We start from the raw sequence: 6,959 nt of genomic DNA, 5'->3' as shown, positions 1-6,959 counted from the left end.
GCTCGGCGCCGGGCCGCCGTCGTTCGCGGGAGAGGGGTTGACGGATCGCAATAGTTCAGTCAATACTCGTATTCAATCGAAGCGCTTCGACGAAGCGCTTCGACGATTCGATCCCCGAGGGCGGGGCCGACCACGAGGAGGTGGCGAGATGGTGACCATGCAGGACGTGGCCGCGCGGGCGAACGTGTCGCTCAGCACGGTGTCGTACGCGCTCAACGGGACGCGCAAGATCTCCGACGAGACACGCGCCCGGATCGAGGCGGCCATGACGGACCTCGGGTACCACCGCAACGCCATGGCTCGGGGGCTCGCCTCGCGCCGGAGCCACGTCCTCGCCCTGATCTTCCCCGCGACCGAGACCGGGATCGGTGGGACCGTCTCGGAGTTCGTCACGAGCGCCGCCGCTGCCGCTCGCGAGGCCGGGTACCACCTGGTGCTCTGGCCCTTCGCGGCCCACGAGGCCACCGAGATCCGCGACCTGACGCAGCAGGGCATGGCCGACGGGGTCCTGCTCATGGAGGTCCGGCTCGACGACCCGCGCGTCGAGGTGCTCCACGAGGCCGGCGTGCCCTACACGATGATCGGACGCACGCGGGAGCTCGAGGGTCGCCCGTACGTCGACATCGACTTCGCCGCGACGACCGAGGCCGCCGTGGAGCACCTCGCCGCGCTGGGCCACCGGCGGATCGCGTTCATCAACCACTCGGCCGAGAGCGCCGCGGCGGGCTACGGCCCGACCCTGCGTGCCGACGAGGGGTTCGCCGCGGCCATGGAGCGCCGCGGGCTCGTGGGGAGAAGCCTCCTGTGCGACGAGACGGCCGAGGCCGGGCGCGCCGCCGTCGGCGAGCTGCTCGAGCAGGACCCGTCGCTCACCGCGTTCGTCACGATGAACGAGATCGCGACGTTCGGCGTCATGTCGGGCCTGCAGGCGCGCGGGCTCTCGGTCCCGGGCGACGTCTCGGTGCTCGGCATCGTCAGCTCGCCCGGCGTCGGTGCGATGAGCACACCCCCCTTGACCACCATGCACGCACCGGGCGCCGAGCTCGGGCGGCTCGGTGTGCAGTCCCTGGTGGCGCGGATCGACGACGCAGGCAGGGCGCACGCGCCCGTCCTCGTCCCGTGCGACCTCGAGGCCGGCGCGAGCGTCGGCCCCGCCCCTGTCCGGGGGCCCTGACCCCGGGTGCTCGACCCCGACCGCGGCCTCGATCCCGAGGCGCCGAGGTCACGACCGGCGGTCCGCCGGTGCACGTCCGCCGGTCTCGCCGGTGCAGGACCAGACGATCGGCGCTGGCGCCGACGCTCAATGATGAGGAGAGAGTCATGTTGCGTACACGGAAGCCTCTTGTCGCTGCCTTGGTAGCGCTCCCACTCGCCCTGGCGGGCTGTGCGGGAGGAGGGAGCGGCGGAGGGGACTCCGACGACAAGACCCTCACGATCTGGCACTACGAGTCGGAGACGTCGGCCATGGGCCAGGCCTGGGCCAAGGCGATCGAGATCTTCGAGGACGAGAACCCCGACGTCACGGTCGACGTCCAGAAGCAGACGTTCGAGCAGATCCAGAAGAACGCGAAGATCGTGCTCACGGGCGACGACGTGCCCGACGTCATGGAGTACAACAAGGGGAACGCGACCGCCGGGCAGCTCGCGTCGCAGGGCCTGCTGACGCCCCTGACCGACGCGGCCAAGGAGCGCGGCTGGGACACCACCCTCAGCGGGTCGCTCCAGACCACCGCGACGTACGACGAGAACGGCCTCATGGGGTCGGGCGAGTGGTACGGGGTGCCGAACTACGGCGAGTTCGTGGGCGTCTACTACAACAAGGACATGTTCGCGCAGTACGGCGTCCAGGTCCCGACGACGCTCGCCGAGCTCGAGACCGCGATGGCGACCTTCCAGGCCGCCGGCGTCACCCCGCTCGCCGAGGCCGGCGCCGAGTACCCGCTCGGGCAGCTCTGGTACGAGCTCGTCCTCGCGAACGCGGACCAGGACTTCGTCGACGCCTACCAGCTGTTCGACGGTGACGTCGACTTCCAGGGCCCCGAGATGACCGAGGCCACCGAGACCCTCGCCGACTGGATCGACAAGGGCTACATCGCCTCCGATTCCGCCGCTCTCACGGCCGAGGACATGGGCGTCTCGTTCATCAACGGCACCTACCCGATGATGGTCTCCGGCTCGTGGTGGTTCGGGCGCATCGTCGACGAGATGGACGCCGACTGGGGCCAGTTCAACTTCCCGGGCAACACGCTGCAGGTGGGGTCGTCGGGCAACCTGTGGGTCGTCCCGACCAACGCCGACTCCAAGTCGCTCGCCGAGGAGTTCATCGACATCACGCTGCGCCCCGAGGTGCAGAACATCCTGGGCGAGGCGGGCGGGCTGCCCGTCGCGGGTGACGTCTCGGCGATCACGGACGAGCGCACCCAGGCCCTCACGCAGAACTTCAACGACATCCTGGCTGCCGACGGCCTCGCGTTCTACCCCGACTGGCCCGTCGCGGGCTACTACGACGTGCTCGTGAGCCAGCTCCAGTCGCTCGTCAACAAGTCCAAGACCCCGGCCGAGGTCCTCGACGGCCTGTCCGGCCCGTACGAGGAGGGCAAGGCGGACCTGCTCGAAGGCTGATCCGCAGCGCAGGGACCCGGTGGGCGGGCGACCACCCGCCCACCGGGGCCGAGGACCCGACGACGAGGAAAGACCATGAGCACTGTCAAGACGCCGGCCCCTGCGGTCGAGCGAGCACGAGCCGCGCGCTCGCGGCGCAGCAGACCCCGCTGGGTGGGGTACCTGCCCTACCTGATCCCGGGAGCGGTCGCCTTCACGGTGGTCATCCTGATCCCGTTCGCCACGAACGTGTACTACAGCCTCTTCAAGTGGAAGGGCGGTATGGCCCCGAAGAAGTTCGTCGGGCTCGACAACTACGCCGCCCTCATGGCCGACGAGCAGTTCTGGACCTCGTTCCGGAACTCGGTCGCGATGATCCTCGCGATGGTCGTGGTCCCGACGATCATCGGCCTCGTGCTGGCGGCCGTCCTGTTCGACTACCTCGGACGCCGGTTCGGGGGCGGTGTCGCGGCCTTCCTGCGCGCGACCTACTACCTGCCGCAGATCCTGCCGGTCGCGGTCGCGGGCGTGCTGTGGAACTGGATCCTCAACTCCCAGACCGGCGCGCTCAACGTGGTCCTGCGCTCGATCGGGTTCGAGACCCCGCCCAACTGGCTCGGGTCCACGACCACGGCGCTGCCCACGGTCATGGCCGTCCTGGTCTGGGTCCAGATCGGCTACCCGGTCGTGATCTTCATGTCGGCGCTCCAGCGGGTCGACCCCGAGCTGTACGAGGCGGCCGAGCTCGACGGCGCCGGGTGGTGGCGCCGGTTCGGCGCGATCACGATGCCGCAGATCCGCCCCGAGACGTTCGTGGTGGTCCTGACCTGCACGGTCGCGGCGCTCAAGGTCTTCGGCCCGATCTACGTGCTGACCCGTGGCGGCCCGGAGAGCTCGACGCTCGTGCCCAGCTACTACTCGTACCTCAACTTCTTCGACAAGTCGAAGGTCGGCTACGGCGCTGCCGTGGCCACCGTCCTGACGCTGGTGATCGTCGTGGTCGCCCTCGTCATCCTCGCCCTGCAGGCCCGCGCCGAGCGCCGTGAAGAAGGAGGCCGCTGATGGCCACCGACACGTTGTCCCCGTCCGTCGACGAGACCACGGGGGACCAGGTCCTGCGGGCCACGCGCCCCGACCAGCGGCACCGTCGGGGGATCGGGCGCTGGTTCGTGCTCGCCGCCGCCGCGCTGTTCGCGCTCCTGATGCTCGCCCCGTTCGTCATCATGCTCCTCAACGCGTTCAAGTCGCCCGCGGAGTACTCGCAGGACGGGCCGCTGAGCTGGCCGACGCACCTGTACTTCGACGGGGTCGTGGCGTTCTGGGAGCGGGTCGACTTCCCGCAGAAGCTGCTCAACTCGATCTGGATCTCGGCCGCCGTGGCGATCGGGGGCACGCTGCTCTCGCTGCTCAACGCCTACGCGATCGGCGTCGGGAGGGTCAAGGGCCGCCTGTGGATCATCATGCTGTTCCTGCTCGCGAACATGCTGCCGCAGGAGGCCCTGGTCTACCCGCTGTTCACCATGGCGCAGCAGGTCGGCCTGTCGAACTCCCAGTGGTCCGTGATCATCATCTTCACGGTCATCCAGTCGGCGTTCGGCACGTACCTCCTGTCGTCGGTGCTGGGCACCTTCCCGCCCGCGCTGCTCGAGGCCGCGGCGCTCGACGGCGCCACGCGCTGGCAGATCCTGTGGAAGATCGTCTTCCCTGTCGTGCGCCCGACGCTCTCGGTCCTGATGATCTTCTTCTTCATCTGGACCTGGAACGAGTTCTTCATCCCGCTGGTCATGCTGACGACCAACGCGACACAGACGATCCCGATCGCGCTGGCCTCGCTCCAGGGCGACCGGATGATGGACGCCACGACGACCAACGCGGGTGCGCTGGTCTCGCTCGTCCCCGCCGTCATCTTCTTCCTGATCTTCCAGCGCACCCTGACGCGAGGCGTCACGGCCGGCGCCGTGAAGTGATCGCACCTACCCCGAAGGAACCGAGCACCCATGAAGTTCACCGACGGCTACTGGCAGGTCCGTGACGGCTTCTCGCCGCTCCACCCGGCCCAGGTCGACGACGTCCGCGCGGACCCCGCGGCGGGCACGATGACGGTGTACGCCCCGACCGCCGTGATCCGGCGTCGTGGCGACACGCTCAACCGGCCGCTCCTGACGGTCACCTACTCGTCGCCCGCACCGGGGGTGATCGGCGTGCGGATCGAGCACCTGAGCGGCGGGGTGCGGCGTGGTCCGCACTTCGACCTCCACCGCGAGGAGGGCTTCCGCCCCGAGATCTCGGTCGACGACGCCGCGGGCGTGCTGCGCTCGGGGCCGCTCGCGGTGCGGGTGCACCGGGACGGCGGCTGGCGCGTCGACGTCGAGCAGGACGGGCAGGTCGTGACGTCGAGCCTGCACAAGGCCGTGGGCGCGGTCCAGGCCGACGCCGCGCACGGGGGTGCGCACTTCGTGCACGAGCAGCTGAGTCTCGCGCCGGGCGAGCAGCTGTACGGGCTGGGGGAGCGGTTCGGGCCGTTCGTCAAGAACGGGCAGGCGGTCGACATCTGGAACGCCGACGGCGGGACGTCGAGCGAGCAGGCGTACAAGAACGTGCCGTTCTACGTGAGCAGCCGCGGGTACGGCGTGTTCGTCGACCACCCCGAGCTCGTGTCGTTCGAGGTCGCCTCGGAGATCAACACGCGGGCGCAGTTCTCGGTCGAGGGGCAGTCGCTCCAGTACTACCTGGTCGCGGGCCCTACGCCCAAGGAGGTCCTGACGCGGTACACCGCGCTGACGGGACGCCCCGCGCGCGTCCCGGGCTGGTCGTTCGGGCTGTGGCTCACGACGTCCTTCACGACGAGCTACGACGAGCAGACCGTGAGCGGGTTCATCGACGGGATGGCCGAGCGGGACCTGCCGCTGTCGGTCTTCCACTTCGACTGCTTCTGGATGCGCGAGTACCAGTGGGTCGACTTCGAGTGGGACCCGCGCACGTTCCCGGACCCCGAGGGCATGCTGGGCCGGCTGAAGGACAAGGGCCTCAAGATCTGCGTGTGGATCAACCCGTACGTCGCGCAGCGCTCGCCGCTGTTCGAGGAGGCCCGCGAGGCGGGGTACCTGCTCCGCACGACCGACGGCGGCGTGTGGCAGTGGGACAAGTGGCAGGCGGGCATGGGCCTGGTCGACTTCACGAACCCCGAGGCGACCGAGTGGTACCTGGGCAAGCTCAAGGACCTGCTCGACCAGGGGGTCGACTGCTTCAAGACCGACTTCGGCGAGCGCATCCCGGTCGACGACGTCGTGTGGTCCGACGGGTCGGACCCCGCGAAGATGCACAACTACTACGCGCAGCTCTACAACGAGGCGGTCTTCCGGCTCCTCGAGCGCGAGCGTGGCGAGGGGGACGCGGTCCTGTTCGCACGGTCGGCGACCGCGGGCGGCCAGCAGCTGCCCGTCCACTGGGGTGGTGACTGCGACTCGACGTACGCGTCGATGGCCGAGTCGCTGCGCGGCGGGCTCTCGCTCGCGATGTCCGGCTTCGGGTACTGGAGCCATGACATCGGGGGTTTCGAGGGGGTCCCGGACCCGGGGGTCTTCAAGCGGTGGCTCGCGTTCGGCCTGCTGTCCTCGCACAGTCGGCTGCACGGCTCGGACTCGGTGCGCGTGCCGTGGGCGTTCGACGAGGAGGCGGTCGACGTCACCCGGCGGTTCACACGGCTCAAGCTCTCGCTCATGCCGTACCTGGCGGGGGTCGCGGAGGAGGCGCACCGGGACGGGATCTCGATGATGCGGCCCATGGTGCTCGAGTTCCCGGGCGACCGCGGTGGCTTCGGGGTCGACACGCAGTACATGCTGGGCGGCTCGTTGCTCGTGGCGCCGGTCTTCACGGCCGAGGGCGACGTCGAGTACTACGTCCCGGAGGGTCGCTGGACGAACCTGCTCGACGGGAGCACCGTCTCGGGTCCGCGGTGGGTGGCGGAGCGTCACGGGTTCGACTCGCTGCCGCTCCTTGTCCGTCCGGGCACCGTGCTGCCGGTCGGCGCGCGTACCGACCGCCCCGACTACGAGTGGGCGGACGCCGTGACCCTGCGCCTGTTCGAGCTGCCCGACGGCCACGACTCGACGACCACCGTGCCGTCAGAGACGGGGGCGGCCACGACGTTCCGCACCGTCCGTGAGGGGGCGCGGGTCACGGTCACCTCGGACGACGCCCGCGCACCGTGGGCCGTGCAGCTCGGCGACCAGGTGGCCCGGGCGCAGGGCGCGGGCAGCGTCGAGCTGTCCGTCTGACGCTCGTCCCGCGCCACGCGGCGGGGGAGCGGGCGAGGGTGGGGGGGGGGGGGGGGGGGGGGGGGGGGGGGGGGGGGGGGG

Annotated in this window: 5 protein-coding genes; all 5 read left to right on the top strand. The window is 70.1% G+C overall.

Features of this window, described 5'->3' with window-relative positions:
- Positions 1-148 precede the first annotated feature (148 nt).
- The 5 genes from H9652_RS00125 (at position 149) to yicI (ending at position 6,878) form a co-directional block, all read left to right on the top strand.
- Positions 149-1,174: a LacI family DNA-binding transcriptional regulator gene (locus tag H9652_RS00125; RefSeq protein ID WP_191794103.1), complete on the top strand. Its 1,026-nt coding sequence runs from the start codon at positions 149-151 to the stop codon at positions 1,172-1,174.
- Between the two features lie 179 nt (positions 1,175-1,353).
- Entirely contained in the window at positions 1,354-2,622 is a 1,269-nt protein-coding gene (locus H9652_RS00120) for an ABC transporter substrate-binding protein (protein WP_225227493.1), read from the top strand.
- A 75-nt stretch (positions 2,623-2,697) separates the two neighbouring features.
- Positions 2,698-3,663 (top strand): carbohydrate ABC transporter permease, encoded by a 966-nt coding sequence (locus H9652_RS00115; protein ID WP_191794102.1) that lies wholly within the window; start codon positions 2,698-2,700, stop codon positions 3,661-3,663.
- Positions 3,663-4,568, top strand: coding sequence for a carbohydrate ABC transporter permease (locus H9652_RS00110; RefSeq protein ID WP_138823553.1), 906 nt, complete (start codon positions 3,663-3,665; stop codon positions 4,566-4,568). Before H9652_RS00115 ends, H9652_RS00110 begins: the two co-directional genes overlap by 1 nt.
- Before the next feature lie 30 nt (positions 4,569-4,598).
- Positions 4,599-6,878 carry an alpha-xylosidase gene (gene yicI / locus H9652_RS00105; protein ID WP_191794101.1) on the top strand — a complete coding sequence of 760 codons (2,280 nt, stop codon included), beginning with the start codon at positions 4,599-4,601 and terminating at the stop codon, positions 6,876-6,878.
- The last annotated feature ends 81 nt before the right edge of the window (positions 6,879-6,959 follow it).

The sequence above is a fragment of the Oerskovia rustica genome, from assembly GCF_014836555.1.
In the GTDB taxonomy this organism is placed as follows: domain Bacteria; phylum Actinomycetota; class Actinomycetes; order Actinomycetales; family Cellulomonadaceae; genus Oerskovia; species Oerskovia rustica.
This window is presented reverse-complemented; position numbering and strand designations above follow the sequence as displayed.

Bases quoted from the DNA above. Each gene is read 5' to 3' on its own strand.
- H9652_RS00125 (WP_191794103.1), top strand. From the start codon at position 149: ATGGTGACCATGCAGGACGTGGCCGCGCGGGCGAACGTGTCGCTCAGC.
- H9652_RS00115 (WP_191794102.1), top strand. From the start codon at position 2,698: ATGAGCACTGTCAAGACGCCGGCCCCTGCGGTCGAGCGAGCACGAGCC.
- H9652_RS00110 (WP_138823553.1), top strand. From the start codon at position 3,663: ATGGCCACCGACACGTTGTCCCCGTCCGTCGACGAGACCACGGGGGAC.
- yicI (WP_191794101.1), top strand. From the start codon at position 4,599: ATGAAGTTCACCGACGGCTACTGGCAGGTCCGTGACGGCTTCTCGCCG.